Here is an 18,308-nt window from a genome sequence, read left to right on the forward strand (position 1 = left end):
GAACTTTGCGGCTTCCGGTCGCCCAGCACTCACTCTATGTTCAATCTCACGCCTACCGTCCGCAACCTGTTGCTGGCTAACATTGTGATTTACCTGCTTCAGGTAAATCTGCGGCTCAATCCGTCTATTACTGAGCTGGGAAGCCTGTATCCGCTGGGGTCGCCGTATTTTCATTTCTGGCAGTTCTTCACCTACATGTTTCTGCACGACCCGCTGAGCTGGGGCATATCATTGCGAACATGTTTGGCCTTATCTCCTTTGGCCCCATGCTGGAGCAGCGCTGGGGCGGGCAGCGCTTCCTGGCTTTCTGGCTGATGTGCGGGGTCGGAGCCGGCGTGCTCTACGAAGGCGTACGAACCTACGAGCTGCACAAGCTGGAAGTGGCATATACCGATTTTGTGCGCAGCCCAAGTGCCGGCGACTACGACCAGTTTATGGAGCAAAGCGGCTTCAAACAGCCCGAAGATGCCACCGCCGCCGCGGCGCTGGAGCGTAATCCCAACGACCAGGAGCTCCAGCAGGCTATCGTGCAGCACGTCAGGCAGGTCTACGAAGCAGTGCACGACTCGCCCCGCAGCGGAATGCTGGGAGCTTCGGGGGCCTTGTTTGGAGTGCTGTTTGCCTTTGCTTATTTGTTTCCGAATACCGAGCTGATGCTGCTGTTCTTTCCCTTTCCTATCAAAGCCAAGTATTTCGTGTTTTTCTACGGCTTGTACGAGCTGTACAGCGGCGTACACCAGTCGCCCGGCGACAACGTGGCGCATTTTGCCCACATCGGCGGGCTGCTGATTGGGTTTATTATTCTTAAATTCTGGGAAAGCGGCCGGAGCCGCTTTTACTAAATCTGTGCTTCTATGAATTTGACCCAGGATATCCGCGAGGCCTTTACGCGCCGCGATAACGCGCTAAACCAGCTCATTATCATCAATGGGCTGGTATTCGCAGTCATGATTATCATCCGGGCCGTCTTGCACATATCGCAGGCCGACGGCACGTACGAGCTCCTTAGACGGCAGCTTGAGCTTTCATCCAGCATCCCCGTGCTGCTGCGCCACCCCTGGACGCTGCTGACTTATGCGTTTATGCACCAGGATTTCTTTCATATTCTGTTTAATATGCTTAATCTCTATTGGTTCGGGCAGATTATTCGGGAGTATCTGGGCGACCGTCGCCTGGTAAGCCTTTACATACTGGGGGCGTTGGCCGGGGCCGTCTTTTTTCTGCTGGCCTTTAATTTTCTGCCCGTTTTTCAGCCGGCGCTCGGGCTGCCGGTCATTGGGGCCTCGGCCTCGGTTACGGCCATTATTGTGGCGGCGGCTACGCTACTGCCCGATTACACGTTCATGCTTTTTATACTGGGGGCAGTCAAAATCAAGTGGATAGCGGTAGCCGTTATTCTGATTTCGTTGGCCGGCATCAACGGCGGCAACCCCGGCGGCGAAATCACGCACCTGGGCGGGGCGCTGCTGGGCTTCCTGTTTGTGAAGCAGCTGAAGGCCGGGCGCGACCTCGGCCGGCCGGTAGTAGCCACCGGGAGCTGGCTAAGCCGCTTGTTTCAGGCCCGCCCCGCCATGAAGGTAACGCACCGCAGCCCGGCCACTGTGGGCCGCCCGGCCGCGGCTGCCAAGGCCGGCGGCCCCGGCGCCACTCCGCCCGAGGAAGTCGACCTTATTCTGGATAAGATATCGCGCTCCGGCTATGAAAGCCTCTCGAAAGAGGAAAAGCAGAAGCTGTTCCGGGCCAGTCAGCAATAAGCAGCGCTAGCTATAGGTAAAGAAAAAGGCCGTCGATTCGACGGCCTTTTTGCTGGAACACGTGGAAAAAAGCTAGTAGGCAGCCGGGCCGGCCGTCGTCTCCGCCGGCGCCGGTGGGCGGCCCCACGAACCCGCGCAGCGGCTGCGCATCTGCTGGCGGAACTTCTCGCGCTCTTCGGGCGAAAAGGCTTCCATGCGCTGCACCATCTGGCGCTTCCAGGCGCGGCCCCGTGCCCAGCCGCCCCGGCCCCCGCGGCCGAAGCCCCCAAACAGGATGCGACTGAGCACCAGCAAGCCCAGCGTTTGCCAGAAATTGAGCAGCGGCAGGTGAAAAATCAGCGGCACGAGCCAGTTCCACAGACTCATGGTAACGTACACGGCCACAGTCATAAAGAGGGCCGCCGCAAAAACGAATTTAACGGCTTTTTTCAGCCAGAAGGAGCGGTTCATAGTAATGATTAGTTTTTTAATGGTTAATGGTTAATTGTCAGTAGTCAATGGAATGGGCTTTTTCAAAAAAAAGCAACCATTAAGAATTGACTATTAATCTATTAGCCATTATCAAATAGCTCGTCGTAGAGTTTTTGCAGGCGCTTGCGCAGGTGCTTCACGGCGTAGTGCTTGCGCGAGATGAGGGTTTTGAGCGGCACGCCGGTTTCGGCCACCATCTCATTAAATGACTTGTCTTCCAGCTCGTGCCATACAAACACCTGGCGCTGCTCGGCGGGCAGCTCGGCCAGGGCATCGGTAAGCGCATCCATGATGGTTTCGCGCAGCAGCCGGTTTTCGGGCGAGTCGTCGGGCGCGGGCAGCACGTCTTGCAGCAGGCGGGCCGGCTCGTCGCCATCGGCCACGCCCAGCGGCGCATCCAGCGACACCGTGCGCTGGGCCGGTACGCGGCGGTAGCGGTCGATAATGCGGTTGCGGGCTACCCGGAAAAGCCAGGCTGCCGCCTGCTCCACGGGCTTGAGTAGCCGGTAGCTTTCAACCAGCTCGGCAAAGACATCCTGCAGAATGTCTTCGGCCTCGGCCGGGTCGGGCACGCGCCGCTCAATAAACCGCAGCAAACGACCGCGCTGCTCGCGCACCGCCGTCTGTATCTGCTGGTCCTGGCCGGCGGCGGTGGTCATGAGGGCGGAAAGGGGGAGGGCAAGTGCTTCCATTGTGGCCAAGCAGACGTGGCACACTCGCCAATATTTTACGGAAAAGTAGCGTGGACTCTGCGAGTCCGCGCGTACCAACTCTTAAAACATCCACGCGCGGACTCGCAGAGTCCACGCTACGGCCCTAACTTTGCCCGCTAAGCCGGCCCCGGCCGGCTATTCCGCAGCATTATTGCCATGACCAACGCTTCCATCGTTCCCGCCGTCATTCACGAAGTGCCGTTGCAGTACTACGTGTTTTTCGCCACCGCGCTTTTCTGCATCGGCGTTACGGGGGTGCTCATCCGGCGCAACGCCATTATCATTTTCATGTGCATCGAGCTGATGCTTAATGCCGTGAACGTCCTGCTGACGGCCTTTGCCGCCTACCGGGCCGACCCCAACGGCCAGATATTTGTGTTCTTTATCATGGCCGTAGCGGCTGCCGAAGTTGCGGTTGGGTTGGGCATTATCGTCATGATTTACCGCAACTTCCAGAATACTGACGTCAACCTGCTTAACCGGCTTAAAGGATAAAACTGCCTGTCATTGCTTCGCAAGCTCCCAATGACAAGCGTCTAGTTTAGTTAGTTTACTATGCAAGAAACTGTTCTCCCTGGTGCTACGGCACCTTTTTCTACGCTGCTGTACCTGCTCATTCCGGGGCTGCCTTTTCTGGGCTTTCTGGTTAATGGCTTGCTGAACAAGCGGTTGTCAGGCACCGTGGCCGGGGCGCTGGGCACGCTTACCGTGCTGGGGTCGTTCCTGCTGTCAGTATTCTTGTTTGTCAATTTCAAGTACCAGTATACCGTCAGCCTGTTCGACTGGATTTCGGTGGGCTCGCTGCAAATTCCGTTCAGCTACCAGATTGACCAGCTGAGCCTGCTCATGCTGCTGCTGATAACGGGCGTGGGCACGCTCATCCATATCTACAGCATCGGCTATATGCACCACGACGAGAACGTGGGAAAGTTCTTTAGCTTTCTTAATCTGTTCGTGTTCAGTATGCTGATTCTGGTGCTGGGGGCCAACTTTGTTATCCTCTTCATCGGCTGGGAGGGAGTAGGGCTGTGCTCGTACCTGCTCATTGGCTTCTGGAATAAGAATACCAGCTACAACAACGCCGCTAAGAAAGCCTTCATCATCAACCGCATCGGCGACCTGGGCTTTTTGTTGGGTATCTTTCTTATCTATCTGACTTTTAACTCAGTACAATACGGTGAGGTGTTCCAGAAGGCGCATCTGAGCCAGTTTGGTAATTATGGAGTAGGCGTTTGCACGGCCATCACACTGCTGCTCTTCGTGGGCGCGATGGGTAAGTCGGCGCAGCTACCGCTCTACACCTGGCTGCCCGACGCTATGGCCGGCCCCACGCCCGTTTCGGCGCTCATCCACGCCGCTACCATGGTCACGGCCGGTATCTACCTCGTGCTGCGCGCCAACGTGCTGTTCACCCTGGCCCCGCAGACGCTGGAGGTAGTTGGCATTATTGGGCTGGCTACGGCGCTGTTTGCCGCTACTATCGGTCTGGCGCAGAACGATATAAAGAAAGTGCTGGCTTACTCTACGGTATCGCAGCTGGGCTATATGTTCCTGGCGCTGGGCGTAATGGGCTATACGTCGTCGTTTTTCCACGTGCTCACCCATGCCTTCTTTAAGGCACTGCTTTTTCTGGGTGCCGGCTCGGTCATTCATGCCATGAGCAACGAGCAGGACATGCGCCGCATGGGTGGCCTGCGTAAGGCGCTGCCCATCACGTTCCTGACTATGCTTATCGGCTGCCTGGCCATCTCGGGTATTCCGCCCTTCGCGGGCTTCTTCTCGAAAGATGAGATTCTGAGCCACGTGTATGAGCACAGCAAGGTGATGTGGGCCATCGGCGTTTTTACCTCGTTTCTGACCGCCTTCTACATGTTCCGGCTGCTGTTCCTGACCTTCTTCGGCGAGTTCCGGGGCACTGAGGAGCAGCGCCACCACCTGCACGAGTCGCCGGCCAGCATGACGCTGCCGCTGATTGTGCTGGCGATTCTCTCGGCCGTGGGCGGCTTCATGGGCGCGCCGATGTTCGTGGGCAAGCACTACCTGGCCGATTACCTGGCCCCAATTTTTACGTATTCAAGGCAGATTCTGCCCGCCGCCTTTACCACCGAGCCTGAGCATGGCACCGAGCTTATGCTGATGGGCATTTCGGTGCTGGTAGCCGTGGCAGGCATTGTGCTGGCCTATGTGCAGTACGTAGCCCGCGCCCAGCGCCCGGCCGAGGACGACGCCCAGCGCTCGGCCCCCGAAAGCCTTATATATAATAAATACTATATTGACGAGCTGTACGACAGCCTCATCGTGAAGCCGGTAATGGCCCTTTCGACCGGCTTGTATAAGTTTGTCGAAAACGGTATTATCGACCCCATTGCCAATGGCGTGGGCCGCGTAACGCTGGCCGGCGGCCAGCTGCTGCGCAACGTGCAGACCGGCTCGGTCGAAACCTATCTGATTCTGATGGTGCTCGGCATTGTGCTGATTCTGGGCCTGAATTTTAGCCGCTTATAAGCGATAAATCGGGCGTTCTGGCGTACTATTGAACGTCAGGCTGCGTGAGGGAAGTATCTTGCTTTTGTTGACCGGGTCATTAGCCCGGCAATGTGCGCCTGATGCTTTGCTCATGCAGCCTGACGTTCTTTCGTTTTCCAACCTATCTGCCCATGAAAAAACTCTTCCCCGTCCTTCTTCTCCTTGCTGCCCCGGCTATGGCCCAGGAAACCCAGTACCACGAGCCACCGGCGGCCATCCGCGACCTGCTGCTGGCGCCACCCACGCCCCGCGTCAGCCTCTCGGGCGATGGCAGCGTGCTGGCCATCCTGGCGGTGCAGGACTTTCCGACTATTGCTGAGCTGTCGCAGCCCGAGCTGCGCCTGGCCGGCCTGCGGCTCAACCCGCGCACCAATGGCCCGAGCCGGGTAAGCTACGCCGTAGGGCTGCAGTTTAAGCGCCTGCCCGCCGGGGCCGAAACGCCGGTGCAGGGCCTGCCGGTGCAGGCCCGCATCAGTAACCCGAGCTGGTCGCCCGATAATAAATACCTGGCTTTCAGCCTTACCACGCCCGCCAGCGAAGGCACCGCGGGCCGCGTGGAGCTGTGGGTGGCCGACGTAGCCACGAACTCGGCGCGCCGCCTGCTGGCCACGCCCCTCAACGAAACGTTCGGGACCGCCTTCGAATGGGTGTCGGATAGCCAGACGCTGCTGGCCCGCGTGGTGCCCGCCGGCCGTGGGCCGGCCCCGGCCGCCGATGCTACGCCCACCGGCCCGGCCGTGCAGGAAGCCGGCAGCGGCAAAAAGTCGGGAGCCCGTACCTACCAGGATTTGCTGAAAAACCCGGCCGACGAGCACCTTTTCGATTATTATGCTACCGCACAGCTGGTGAAAGTAAAGCTGGCCGACGGCTCGGCCCAGCCGCTCGGCGAGCCGGGCGTGCTGCGGTCGGTGTCGCCCTCGCCCGATGGGCGCTACGTGCTGGTGCGGACGGCGCACAAGCCTTATTCGTACACCTTGCCCATCAGCAGCTTTCCGCAGCGGATAGACGTGCTCGACGTAGCTACGGGCAGCCTGGTCAAAACCATTGTCGACCTGCCGCTGGCCGACAACGTGCCAACCAACTTCGATGCCGTGCCCACCGGTCCGCGCGACCACGCCTGGCGCGCCGACGTGCCGGCCACGCTCTCCTATGCCGAAGCCCAGGATGGCGGCGACCCCAAGGTAAAGACTACTATCAGGGAAAAGCTATATTTGCTGCCTGCCCCCTTCAGCGGCTCGCCGCAGGAGCTGGCGGCCCTGCCGCTGCGCTACGCCGGCCTTACCTGGGGCACCGACCACCTGGCGCTGGTAGATGGCTACCGCTGGGCCGACCGCCACGAAACCACCTGGCAGCTCGACCCCGCCGCCCCTGGCCAGCCCCTGAAAGTACTGTTCGATGGCTCGTCGCAGGATACATACCACAACCCCGGCACGCCGGTTACGCGCCGCAACGCCCAGGGCCGCTACGTGCTACGCCTGAGCCAGGGCGGGAAGGCCATTTACCTGTCGGGGCAGGGCGCTTCGCCCGAAGGCGACCGGCCCTTTGTGGATGAGCTGAACCTTCAGACCAAGAAAACCGCCCGGCTGTGGCGCTCCGAAGCGCCGTACTACGAAGTGCCGGTGACTGTTTTTGAGGGCAAAAAAGGCCAGATGGAGCTGCTGACCCGCCGCGAAGCCGCCGACCAAAACCCCAACTATTTCCTGCGCGAGCTGGGTAAAAAAGCCCAGCCGCTGGCCCTCACGCACTTTGCCAACCCGTACGCTAAGTTTGGCGGCAGCTTTCGCAAGCAGGTGCTGCACTACAAGCGGGCCGATGGCGTCGACCTGACAGCCAACCTCTACCTGCCCCCGAACTACAAAAAGACCGACGGCCCGCTGCCTACCCTGATGGAGGCGTACCCCGTCGAGTTTAAGGACAAAGCCAACGCGGGCCAGGTGAACGGCTCCCCTTACACGTTTACGCGCATCAGTTGGGCCTCGCCGGTGTACTGGGTAACGCAGGGCTATGCCGTGCTCGAAAATGCCACCGTGCCCATCTTGGGGGAAGGCAGCGCCGAGCCCAACGATACCTACACCGAGCAGCTGGTGAGCAGCGCCAAGGCCGCCATTGACGAAGGCGCCCGCCTGGGCGTGGTTGACCCGGCCCGCGTAGCGGTAATGGGCCACAGCTACGGCGCGTTTATGACCGCTAATCTGCTGGCCCACTCCAACTTATTTAAAGCCGGTATTGCCCGCAGCGGCGCGTACAACCGTACGCTCACGCCCTTTGGCTTTCAGGGGGAAGAGCGTACCTACTGGCAGGCCAAGGGCGTGTACGATGCCATGTCGCCCTTCAACTTTGCCGATAAAATCAAGACGCCCATCCTGCTTATTCATGGCGAGGCCGACAACAACTCGGGTACCTTTCCCATTCAGAGTGAGCGCTTTTATGCAGCGCTGAAAGGCCAGGGCGCTACCGTGCGCTACGTGGTGCTGCCGGCCGAGGCCCATAGCTACGCCGCCCGCGAAAACCTGCTGCACATGCTCTGGGAAATGGATTCGTGGCTGAATAAGTACGTGAAGACCCCGGCTCCGGCAGTGAATTAGAAAGTAGGCAGGGTATTGCCGAACAAGAGAGAGGGGTATTGCCGACGAGAGGAGGCATACCCCTCTTTTTATGGCCGGCTATGGCCGCTATCTCGCGTTTCTCTCCTGCTGAAGCAACCTGAACTATAACTCCTACGCTGGTCTGGCCGTTGGAAAACGTCGCTTTTCTATTTTCCAACTTCCTTTTCCACTAATGCAAGCTATTCCCACTAAAGCCTATGGGGCCAGCGGCTCTGTATTCAATGGCCTCAAGCCGATGGAAATTGAGCGCCAGGCGCCCAAAGCCGACGAGGTTCACCTCGACATTCTGTACTGCGGCGTGTGTCACTCCGACCTGCACCAGGTCAGGAACGACTGGCATAACACGATTTATCCCTGCGTGCCGGGGCACGAGATTATCGGGCGCATTGATGAAATCGGCAGCGGCGTTACCAAGTTTAAAGTGGGCGACATCGTGGGCGTCGGCTGCATGATTGACTCGTGCGGCGTGTGCCCGGCGTGCCGGGAAAAGGAGGAAAACTACTGCGAAGGCCCCGTAAGCTGGACGGCCACCTACAACGGGTACATGAAACCCGAAAACGAAGATTTCAATACCTTCGGCGGCTACTCTACCAACATCACGGTGAAGGAATCGTTTGTGCTACGCATCCCGAAGGCGTTGGATATCAGCGCAGCGGCCCCAATTCTGTGTGCTGGGGTAACTACTTACTCGCCCCTGAAACACTGGAAGGTCGGCCCCGGGCAGAGCGTGGCCGTGGTGGGTATTGGCGGGCTGGGCCACATGGCTGTGCAACTGGCGCGGGCGCTGGGTGCTACGGTAACGGCCGTGACGCGCGACGAGAAAAAGCGTGAAGCTGCCGAGCAGCTGGGTGCCCACGAGGTCTTGATTTCGACCGATGCGGAGTCGATGAAGGCGCACGAGCTGAAGTACGACTTTATTCTCATCACCATTCCTGACATGTTTGATGTGAATGACTACGTGAAGCTGGCCAGGCGCGACGGCGTCATCACGACGGTGGGGCTACTGGGGCCGTATAAGCTGCCGCTCAACAACATGGAGGTAGCCATGCACCGCCGCTCGGTAGCCGGCTCCGTTATTGGCAGTATTGCCGAAACCCAGGAGGTGTTGGATTTTTGCGCCGAACACCATATTCTGCCCGAGGTGCAGATGATTAACATGCAGGAAGTTAACGATGCCTATAAGGAGATGATGGACGAGGAAGTGCGCTTCCGCTACGTTATCGATATGGCTTCGCTGAAAGCGGAAGCGTGAGTTCGGGTTGCTCGAACGCCAGGTTGACCTGAAAAAGGCCCATAATGAGCGTTATGGGCCTTTTTCTAGTAGTTCGAGCACTTATTCTTATTACTTCGCCAGCGTGAAGCTGGCCGCCTGCACGTCGCGCGAGTTGCCGCCCACGAATACCTGGAAGTCGCCGGGCTCAGCCACAAACTTGAGGTCATCGTTGTAAAACTTCAGGTCGTCGGCCGTGAGGTGAAAGGTCAGCTGGCGGCTTTCACCCTTTTTAAGCAGAATTTTCTGGAAGCCCTTCAATTCTTTCACCGGGCGAGTGCTGGAGCCTACAAGGTCTCGAATATAGAGCTGAGCTATTTCTTCGCCATCGTATTGGCCGGTATTCTGCACAGTTACGTTCACTGTGAGGCCTTCGTCGGGGCGTAGGGTATTCTTGCTGATAGTTGGCTTGGAGTAGCTAAACGTGGTGTAGCTCAGGCCGAAGCCGAAAGGATAGAGCGGGTCGTTGGAGATATCGAGGTAGCGCGACTTGTACTTATCGAGCAGCACGCCGGCGTAAGGGCGGCCGGTGCTCTTATGATTATAGTATATCGGAATCTGCCCCACCGATTGCGGAAAGGTCATGGTGAGCTTGCCCGATGGGTTGTAGGCCCCGAAGAGGGCATCAGCCACGGCATTGCCGGCTTGCGTACCGCCAAACCACGTTTCCAGAATGGCATCGGCGTTCTGGTTTTCCCAGGGTAGGGCCAGTGGGCGGCCGTTTACGAGCACAAGCACGAGGGGCTTACCAGTGGCTTTCAGGGCTTTGAGCAGGTCGAGCTGGCGGCCTGGCAGGCCAATGTCGGCGCGGCTGGCAGCTTCGCCGGTCATGCCCTGGCTTTCGCCCACCACGGCCACGACCACGTCGGCCGCCTGGGCCGCGCGCACAGCCTCGGCAATGGTAGTTTCGGCAGGGCGGGCGTCGATGCTCAGCTCGCCGCCGTAGGCATTAAGGCGCCGAATCAGCTGGTCGTCGTCGGTAACGTTCACGCCTTGCGTATACGTTACCCGGATACCGGGCCCGCCCACATTTTTGATTCCCTGCAGGATAGAAACAGCCTGCTTGCCATCGCCGGCCCCGCTCCAGTTGCCAATCATGTCGCGGGCGCGGTCGGCCAGCGGCCCTACTACGGCGATGTTGACGGTATTTTTCAACGGCAGCGTTTGCCGGTCGTTCTTAAGCAGCACCAGGGTGCGCCGCGTAATGGAGCGGGCTTCCTCGATATAAGCGGGCTTCATCATCGTGGCCTTGGCGCGTTCCTCCGTCACGCCCCGGTAGGGGTCCTGAAAGAGGCCGAGCTTATACTTGGCTTCCAGCACGCGGCGGCAGGCCTGGTCGATATCGGCCTGGCGCACGCTTCCCTCCTTAAGGTTGGTAGCCAGCTGCTTTAAAAATACTTCGCCTACCATGTCCATGTCGACGCCCGCTTTCAGGGCCAGCTCCGACACCTTTTTCTCGTCGCCCATGCCGTGGGCTTCCATCTCGTTGATGGCCGTGTAATCGGTGGCTACAAAGCCGGTGAAGCCCCACTGGTTGCGCAGCAAGTCGGTCAGTAGCCATCTGTTGGCCGTGGCCGGGATGCCATTAACGTCATTAAACGAAGACATTACCGAGCCCACGCCTGCTTTTACGGCAGCCCGATAGGGCGGCAGATACTCATTGTACATGCGCTGGCGGCTCATGTCGGTGGTGTTATAGTCGCGCCCGGCCTCGGCTGCGCCGTAGAGCGCAAAATGCTTGAGGCAGGCCATCACGTTCTCGGGCCGGGTCATGTCGTTGTTGGGGCCCTGGTAGCCGCGTATCATGGCCTCGGCAATGCGCGAGCCCAGGTAGGGGTCTTCGCCAGCACCTTCGGCCACGCGGCCCCAGCGCGGGTCGCGGGCAATGTCTACCATGGGAGAGTACACCCAGTTGATGCCATCGGCGGCCGATTCTTCGGCCGCGATGCGGGCGCTGCGTTCCAGGGCGCTCATATCCCAGCTGGCGGCCAGCCCCAGCGGAATCGGGAAGATGGTGCGGTGCCCGTGAATAACGTCGTAGCCTAATATAAGCGGAATATGCAGCCGCGATTCCTGCACGGCCAGGGCTTGCAGCTTGTGGGCCGCCACCGGGGTATAGGTATTGAGTACCGCGCCCACCAGGCCCTTCTTGATGTTGGCGTCCACGTCCTTGCTCACCACCGGCCCGGTCACGTCGAAGCCCACCGAAACGAGGTTGAGCTGACCAATTTTTTCCTCGAGCGTCATTTTTTGCATCAGGCTCGTTATGAACTGCTGCATTTTGGCGTCGGAGAGGGGAAGGGTGGGTTTGGGTGGAGCTTGGGCGTGGGCGCTGGCCAGGCTCAAGGCCACGAGTAGCGTGGCCCCGAAGAGCGACTTGCGGTGTTTCATGAAAGGGTAGTTAGGAATTACTAAGCGGAAAGTTAGAGCAGTAGTTGGGTTGATAAAACTGCGTTTGGTGGTAGCTACGGCCATTTTAGCCTGGCTAATACCTTACTATGGCGCTGGGGCGTGTGCAGTAGCTGCTTGCCGAAAGCAGCCTTTGGGCATAGCCATTGCCCCAATGTGGCCGGCGTGTGCCTTAACCGCGTTTCCCTTCGTGGAGTAGCCCGGCTAGAATTTAGGCAGAAAGAAAAAGTAAAAAAAGCGCCCGGCTTTCGGCTAGTGCGCTATCCGGCGTTTTTGTCCCCTCAGGCCGCGGCCCTCAGTCGGCTTTGCTGACTGTAGTACGGCTCGATACGCCGTTTTCGTTGATGGCTTTAATAGTAAAATACTACGGCCGGTCTTTGGCCATGCCTTTAAGGTAACAGTTTTTGTGCCCATTCACCATGAGGTAGCTATATAGTTTGTCGGGAGCTAGCCCGGTGTAGATGTTATAGGCGTAGGCTGCATCCACGGGCGCTCAGCGCCGCCAGGCGCTGCGCTTATCGGCAGCGGTACGCAGCACCACAAACTCCTTCCCTGCCGCCGGATGCCATCAAGAGCAACCCAGCCGTGGTTCGAGAGCTGTTCTATTAATTATATAAAATTATATTTATAAGTTTTATATCCTTGCTTAAATCTCAGTCAGGATATTATCCTGACTGGCATCGTCGGAAACGATGCCGACAAAGGCAGCCTGCCCGACGACTACGGCGAGGCTTAAAATATCGGCAAGGTCACGGCTATCGCTGCCAATGACAATGTCAACAACGCCCGGACTGGGTATTTCCAGGGCGTGGCCCGTGCTAACCCAACGTTAAAGGCAGAAGGAAAACGTAAAGTAGCGGAGAAAACAGGCCAAGCGTAAATCCTTGTTTTCCTTTGAAAAGTAAAAAATATGAGGCGGTTGGCCGCTTTTTTATTACCGAAATATCGATTCCTTCGTAAGCAGGCCAATAATTACTGCGGGCTAGCTGCCTCACCTTTTACACCTTTCTTTTCATATATGAGCGAATTCTCTTCCTCCCTCCGCCGGCTACTGCCAGGAGCGGTGCTGCTGGCCGCCGGGCTTAGTGCCACGGCAACCCAAGCCCAGACGCCCGACCGCAAAACGGCCATTGGTGCTAATGTGAGCCTGTTACAATACCAGGGCAACCTCGGTGGTGATTTTGGGGTCATGCACTTTCCTGAGCAGGTAGGTGTGGGCGCGCATATCACTCGCTACCTGTCGCCGTCGTTCGACGTAAGCTTGCTCGGCAATTTCCAGAACTTCCGTTACGTCGCAGATGCTGCGCCTCAGGATGAGTTCAAAGCCCGCATTGCTATGTTTGACCTGGGCTTGAAGCTGAAGCTCAACAATGGTAAGATTCTGAAAGAGGAATCCTTTATTCAGCCTTACCTGATGGGCGGCGGTGGTTTCTTCGTCGCCAACAGCCGGGGCAACTACCTTACGTTCAACCAAAACCTGACGACCACGAGCGGCACCTTTTTCAACCAGGTGCGGCGCCCCGAAGTGTTTGGCCAGGCTGGTCTGCGTTTCCGTCTCTCACCCGCAGTGGGGCTTGACGTAACCGCCAGCCAGCACTACGCCTTTACCGGCGATAATATCGATGTCGATAACTCCAGCAGCGGCAAGTATTACGACCGCTTTCTGGTGTACGGGGTGGGCCTGACCGCCGCGTTGGGCAAAGCCAAGGATACGGACGGCGACGGGGTGCCCGACCGCAAGGACAAGTGCCCCAATACGCCCGCTGGCGTGAAGGTGGACGTCAATGGCTGCCCGGTTGACACCGACGGCGACGGCGTGGCCGACTACCAGGACAAGTGCCCCACCGTGAAGGGTCTAGTGGCCCTGCAGGGCTGCCCCGATGCTGACGGCGACGGCGTGGCTGACGCCGACGACAAGTGCCCCAACACCCCGGCCGGCGTGCGCGTCGACGCCTCGGGCTGCCCGCTCGATGCCGATGGCGACGGTGTACCCGACTACCTCGACAAGTGCCCCGGCACCCCCTCGGGCGTGAAAGTAGATGCCTCGGGCTGCCCGCTCGACCGCGACGGCGATGGCGTGCCCGACTACCAGGACCGCTGCCCCGACCGCGCCGGCCCCGCCTCTAATAAAGGCTGCCCCGAGATTAAGGCCGAGGCCAAGAAAATCCTCAACGAGGCTACCAAGTACATCAACTTCGACTTCGACAAGGCTACCCTGAAGCCGTCCTCGTATCCGAAGCTGCAGCAGATGGTGCAAATCATGAACGACTACCCCGACTACTCGCTCAGCATTGCCGGCCACACCGACAGCAAGGGCGACGACGCCTACAACCTGCGCCTGAGCTACGAGCGCGCCGCTTCGGCCCGCGCCTACATGCTGAGCAAAGGCATTCCGGCCGACCGCATCGAGAGCCGCGGCTACGGCGAAACCAAGCCCATTGCCGACAACAAGACGGCCGCCGGCCAGGCCCTGAACCGCCGGGTGGACTTCGACCCCTTCCTTACCGGCGAGCCCAACGCGGCCGAAGTGAAGTACGGCCCGGCCCCGGCCGAGCCCTCGGAGGCCGAGGTCAAAAAGGCGGCCACCAAGAAGGCTCCGGCCCGCAAAGCCCCCGCCCACAAGGCCCCGCATAAGGCCCCGGTGAAGCGCAAGAAGTAAGCGCCCACCCCACAAAAAGCAGCCCGCTCAGCTTGAGCGGGCTGCTTTTTTGTGTGTACTTCGCAAAGGTGCTTATAAAATTATGTGGTAGGCAACGCCGTTATCAGCGGGTTAGCGCAGGCTCGAAGTCGCTGTACAGTAGCGCGGACTTTTAGTCAGCAAGTCAGGTAGCCGCTTTTCTGACTGATATTGAGTCTCAATCCGTGGTAAACGCTGCCTAAGGTTACCTTTTATTGCCGGCTAGCACCTTACTTGTGGCATGAAAAAACGCTATTTGCTGGGTGGAATGCTTCCCATAGTTGTTGCGATGCTACTGGCGGCGGCCCCGCCGGCTACAGTGCTGAAAAAAGTGCGGCAGTATCGCCAGCAGCACGAGCACGAACTGCTGGCCGAATACTCGCGGCTGCTGGCCATCCCCAACGTAGCGGCCGATACGGCGGGGCTGCACCGCACGGCCGCCACCATCGCGGCCATGATGCGCCAGCGCGGCATTGCCGATGTGCAGCTGCTGAAAGCTGCTTCGCCTGCTGTGCCACCCGCCGTGTATGGCGAGGTGCGGGTTCCCGGTGCCACCCGCACCATCGTGTTTTATGCGCACTACGACGGTCAGCCGGTCAACCCGACGCAATGGGCGGCGGGCCTCAGTCCTTTTCAACCTGTATTGGCCAGCGCCTCACTGGCGAAAGGAGGAGCCCTGCTGCCCACGCCTGCGCCGGGCACGCCGCTTAATCCCGACTGGCGTCTCTACGCCCGCGGCAGCTCCGACGATAAGGCCGGCGTAATGGCCATCATTTCGGGCTACCAGGCACTGGCCCAGAGCGGCATCAGGCCTACGGTGAACCTAAAGTTCTTTTTTGAGGGTGAGGAAGAGGCTGGCTCGCCCCACCTGGCCGAGCTGCTGGCCCGGCACCGGGCCTTATTGCAATCCGACCTCTGGATAATCTGTGATGGGCCTGTCCACCAGTCGGGCCGCAAGCAGGTAGTATTTGGTGCCCGCGGCGATGTGAATGTGGCGCTCACGGTGTACGGGCCCCGGCGCCCGCTGCATAGCGGGCACTATGGCAACTGGGCTCCCAACCCGGCTATGGCGCTGGCCCGCCTGCTGGGCTCTATGAAAGACAGCACCGGCCGCGTCACTATTGCGGGCTTCTACGACGACGTGGTGCCGCTTACTGCCACCGAGCAGGACGCCCTGCGCCGTATACCTACTATCGACGATGACATTCGGCGCGAGCTGGGCTTTGCCCGGCCCGACGGCCAGGGGCAGTCGCTGGTCGAGCTACTCAATCAGCCTTCGCTGAATATCAATGGGATGCGAAGTGCCAATGTGGGTCCGCAGGCAGCCAACGTCATTCCCACCACGGCCGAAGCAGTGCTGGATTTACGTCTGGTGCTGGGCAACGACTACCAGCGGCAGATTCAGAAAGTAGTGCGGCACATCGAGCACCAGGGCTTTTTCGTAACGCGCGCCGAGCCTACCGATGCCGAGCGGGCGCAGTACCCGCGCCTGGTGCGGGTGGTGCCTGCTACCGGCTACAATGCCCAGCGCACGCCTATGGATTCGCCCCTGGCCGGCCGCGTGGTGCAGGCAGTGCAGAGTACCGTAACGGAGCCGGTGGTGCTATTGCCCACTTCCGGTGGTAGCCTGCCGCTCTATGTATTCAAACAAGAGCTGGGTACAACTACGCTAACCGTGCCCGTTGCCAATTACGATAACAATCAGCACGCTGAAAACGAAAATATCCGGTTGGGTAATCTCTGGGATGGCATTGAGACAATGGCCGCGCTTATGACGCTGAAGTAAGCCGCGGGCCACGGAGGAGGAGCTGTTTTTGTTTTTTGAAGCTGGCTTGCGGCCGGCGGCTCCGCACTGCTAATCTGGGACCACTGGGCGGCGCTGGTGCCTGCTCACAGACCAGCACCAGCGCCTGCCCTGCGGCTATCCACAATAATTATTCAGTAATAGCCACTTAGCGCATCTGCGACTAGCAGTTGGGGCAGTTTGTGTCGTACTTTTAACCCCGCTTAAATCTATTACATACTGATAGGACCTTTACTCAATGCGTTTGCCTGCGATTTTACTAGTTGCTTTAGCGCTGCTAAGTAGCCATTTTGTGTACGCTGCTACCTGGGATGAACCCTGGCAGGAAACAGTTATAAAAGAATCCGGCTCGTTTGTGCTGGCCCGCGTAACCACCTTTGACCCCAAAAAAGGTGCTATCGTAAATGTATTGCGTACCCTGGCCGGCGAGCCGCTGGCCGGTCCGGTCGAGGTTTCGAGCTTTTACAGCCTGCACCTCTGCAACGAGGCAGGCGAGGAGGCCGGGTTTCGGTTTGAAGGAATCGACTCTTGCTATATCTTTTTACAGAAAACAGCGGCCGGCTATGCGATTGCCACCCCTACCTCGGGCTTTGCGGCGATAAAGCACAGCAAGGTAGCGGCCACCTATCGGCACAGCTACCACCAGGCCCTGGTACCGCAAAGCGTGTACGAGCCTACCATGACGGCTATTTTTCAGCATTACCACGGGCAGCCGTACGATGCGGACTATATCAATAAGTTTGTAAGCAGTACGCTGGCCCTGGCGCCGGCCAAGCGCAACTCGGCCGAGCAGGCTACCTTCTTTCTGCAGCACGTAGCCCTCGAAACCACGTATCACCTGGGCCTGACGACCTATTGCACCGCCATTCTGCCGTTTCTGCGCGATACAACCAATTTTCACGCGCAGGTTTCGGCCACCCGCGCCCTGGCGGCCACGGCTACCCCCGAAGCCAAGCAGCAGCTTATCAAAGTGCTTACCCGCAAAAGCGACCGCGACTTTGTAAAAGTGCAGGCCGTGTGGACCCTCGCCGCGTATCACCCTACCGAGCTCAAGCACGAGCTGGCCAAAATCGCCAAAGTAGCCTCGGCCCAAAGCAATGGCTTTGGCGGCAACGATATGGACCCGCGCAGCTGCACCCAAATCCCTACCGTGAAAGAGGCGCTGGATGCCCTGGTGGCCCAGCTCTGATGAAGCAGCTTGTTGTCCAGGCGTAGCGGGCGATTAAGCTACACGAAGGCTAGTTAGAGCGGGGCATTTTACCGAAAATGGCCGCCCAGCGGTTGCTTCTCAGAAAGAACTAGCGCTTTAGCCCCCAGCAGCTGGCGCATTTCCTGTGCATTGCCAATAGCCGAGCCGCCGATATCATTATTAAAGTACAAATACGCCTGCTCTACGCCGGGCGTAGCGGCTACCTCACTGGCGTAGCGCCGGAGCGCCTGCGTAGGGTAAGGCGAGGCGTAGAGGTCGGGCACGCCGTGGAAGCGGTAGTAGAGCGTAGGGGTAGTGGCAAGTACCGTGTCGGGTAGCAGTGGGTGGCTTTGGCCCGAAAAGCCGATGCCGCGCTGGCGCAGTGCTTCGTACACCTCCTCGCGCCACCAGCTGGCGTGCCGGAACTCCAGCACGTTGACAAACGACGGGTCGAGGCAGTCGAGAATGCGGGTGAGGCGGTCGGGCTCGTAGGCCATGCGCGGCGGCAGCTGAAACAGCACCGGCCCCAGCTTTTCGAGCAGGCCCCGGCCAGCCGTATCGTAAAAATCGCCGAGCAGCTGGCCCACTCCGTGAAACTGCTTGTAGTGCGTGATAAGCTGCGGGGCTTTCAGGGCAAACTGAAAATCGGCCGGACTCTGCGCGTACCAGTTTTCCAGAAACGACAGCTGCGGAAAACGATAGAAAGTCACGTTCAGCTCCAGCGTGCTGAAGTGCTGACTGTAAAACTCAAACCAGCGGCGCATGGGGAGCTTTTCAGGGTAAAAAACACCGCGCCAGTGCCGGTAGTGATAGCCCGAGCAGCCGATATGGTAGGTAGGCATCAGCAGAAGGAACAGATAAAAATATTAAAAAAACTATATTGTTCAAC

14 protein-coding genes are annotated in these 18,308 nt (G+C 58.9%); 10 read left to right on the forward strand and 4 right to left on the reverse strand.

Annotated elements, in window-relative coordinates; translation table 11 throughout:
- The first annotated feature begins 36 nt into the window (after nt 1–36).
- Genes GKZ67_RS02465 through GKZ67_RS02475 form a run of 3 tightly spaced genes read left to right on the forward strand, consistent with a single transcriptional unit; the run spans nt 37 to nt 1,754 of the window.
- A complete protein-coding gene (locus GKZ67_RS02465; RefSeq protein WP_173240998.1) occupies nt 37–315 on the forward strand; it encodes a hypothetical protein in 279 nt (92 codons plus the stop codon).
- Nucleotides 267–842, forward strand: a complete 576-nt coding sequence (locus GKZ67_RS02470; RefSeq protein ID WP_254245019.1) for a rhomboid family intramembrane serine protease — start codon at nt 267–269, stop codon at nt 840–842. The genes GKZ67_RS02465 and GKZ67_RS02470 overlap by 49 nt, the downstream gene beginning before the upstream one ends.
- A 12-nt stretch (nt 843–854) precedes the next feature.
- The gene (locus GKZ67_RS02475) at nt 855–1,754 is read left to right on the forward strand and encodes a rhomboid family protein (RefSeq protein WP_173241000.1); all 900 of its coding nucleotides are present in this window, start codon (nt 855–857) and stop codon (nt 1,752–1,754) included.
- 72 nt (nt 1,755–1,826) lie between these two features.
- Here GKZ67_RS02475 and GKZ67_RS02480 read toward each other — a convergent pair whose 3' ends face one another.
- Together GKZ67_RS02480 and GKZ67_RS02485 are read right to left on the reverse strand one after the other, a co-directional pair.
- Entirely contained in the window at nt 1,827–2,204 is a 378-nt protein-coding gene (locus GKZ67_RS02480) for a hypothetical protein (RefSeq protein WP_217278670.1), read from the reverse strand.
- A gap of 101 nt (nt 2,205–2,305) precedes the next feature.
- Nucleotides 2,306–2,884 (reverse strand): RNA polymerase sigma factor, encoded by a 579-nt coding sequence (locus tag GKZ67_RS02485; RefSeq protein ID WP_229725462.1) that lies wholly within the window; start codon nt 2,882–2,884, stop codon nt 2,306–2,308.
- A gap of 210 nt (nt 2,885–3,094) precedes the next feature.
- Here GKZ67_RS02485 and nuoK point away from each other — a divergent pair, with 210 nt between their 5' ends.
- From nuoK to GKZ67_RS02505, 4 genes are all read left to right on the forward strand, one after another.
- Nucleotides 3,095–3,433 carry an NADH-quinone oxidoreductase subunit NuoK gene (nuoK, locus tag GKZ67_RS02490; protein ID WP_173241001.1) on the forward strand — a complete coding sequence of 113 codons (339 nt, stop codon included), beginning with the start codon at nt 3,095–3,097 and terminating at the stop codon, nt 3,431–3,433.
- A 60-nt stretch (nt 3,434–3,493) separates the two neighbouring features.
- Nucleotides 3,494–5,443, forward strand: a complete 1,950-nt coding sequence (gene nuoL / locus GKZ67_RS02495; protein ID WP_173241002.1) for an NADH-quinone oxidoreductase subunit L — start codon at nt 3,494–3,496, stop codon at nt 5,441–5,443.
- A 152-nt stretch (nt 5,444–5,595) separates the two neighbouring features.
- Complete coding sequence (locus GKZ67_RS02500) at nt 5,596–8,049, forward strand: S9 family peptidase (RefSeq protein ID WP_173241003.1); 2,454 nt, start codon at nt 5,596–5,598, stop codon at nt 8,047–8,049.
- A gap of 193 nt (nt 8,050–8,242) precedes the next feature.
- On the forward strand, nt 8,243–9,322 hold the full coding sequence (locus GKZ67_RS02505) for an NAD(P)-dependent alcohol dehydrogenase (protein ID WP_173241004.1): 1,080 nt from the start codon (nt 8,243–8,245) through the stop codon (nt 9,320–9,322).
- Nucleotides 9,323–9,412: 90 nt separating this feature from the next.
- Here GKZ67_RS02505 and bglX read toward each other — a convergent pair whose 3' ends face one another.
- Entirely contained in the window at nt 9,413–11,731 is a 2,319-nt protein-coding gene (gene bglX, locus GKZ67_RS02510) for a beta-glucosidase BglX (RefSeq protein ID WP_173241005.1), read from the reverse strand.
- A gap of 1,036 nt (nt 11,732–12,767) precedes the next feature.
- On the opposite strand from bglX, the gene GKZ67_RS24280 reads away from it, so the two are divergent.
- The 3 genes from GKZ67_RS24280 to GKZ67_RS02525 all read left to right on the forward strand — a co-directional run bounded on the left by GKZ67_RS24280 (nt 12,768) and on the right by GKZ67_RS02525 (nt 17,419).
- Nucleotides 12,768–14,408: an OmpA family protein gene (locus GKZ67_RS24280; protein ID WP_173241006.1), complete on the forward strand. Its 1,641-nt coding sequence runs from the start codon at nt 12,768–12,770 to the stop codon at nt 14,406–14,408.
- A gap of 259 nt (nt 14,409–14,667) precedes the next feature.
- Nucleotides 14,668–16,212: a M20/M25/M40 family metallo-hydrolase gene (locus GKZ67_RS02520; RefSeq protein WP_254245020.1), complete on the forward strand. Its 1,545-nt coding sequence runs from the start codon at nt 14,668–14,670 to the stop codon at nt 16,210–16,212.
- A 310-nt stretch (nt 16,213–16,522) separates the two neighbouring features.
- Nucleotides 16,523–17,419 carry a hypothetical protein gene (locus tag GKZ67_RS02525; protein WP_173241007.1) on the forward strand — a complete coding sequence of 299 codons (897 nt, stop codon included), beginning with the start codon at nt 16,523–16,525 and terminating at the stop codon, nt 17,417–17,419.
- Between the two features lie 68 nt (nt 17,420–17,487).
- Here GKZ67_RS02525 and GKZ67_RS02530 read toward each other — a convergent pair whose 3' ends face one another.
- Nucleotides 17,488–18,261 carry a DUF72 domain-containing protein gene (locus tag GKZ67_RS02530; protein WP_173241008.1) on the reverse strand — a complete coding sequence of 258 codons (774 nt, stop codon included), beginning with the start codon at nt 18,259–18,261 and terminating at the stop codon, nt 17,488–17,490.
- Nucleotides 18,262–18,308: the final 47 nt, after the last annotated feature.

The sequence above is a fragment of the Hymenobacter sp. BRD67 genome (assembly GCF_013256425.1).
Classification (GTDB): domain Bacteria; phylum Bacteroidota; class Bacteroidia; order Cytophagales; family Hymenobacteraceae; genus Hymenobacter.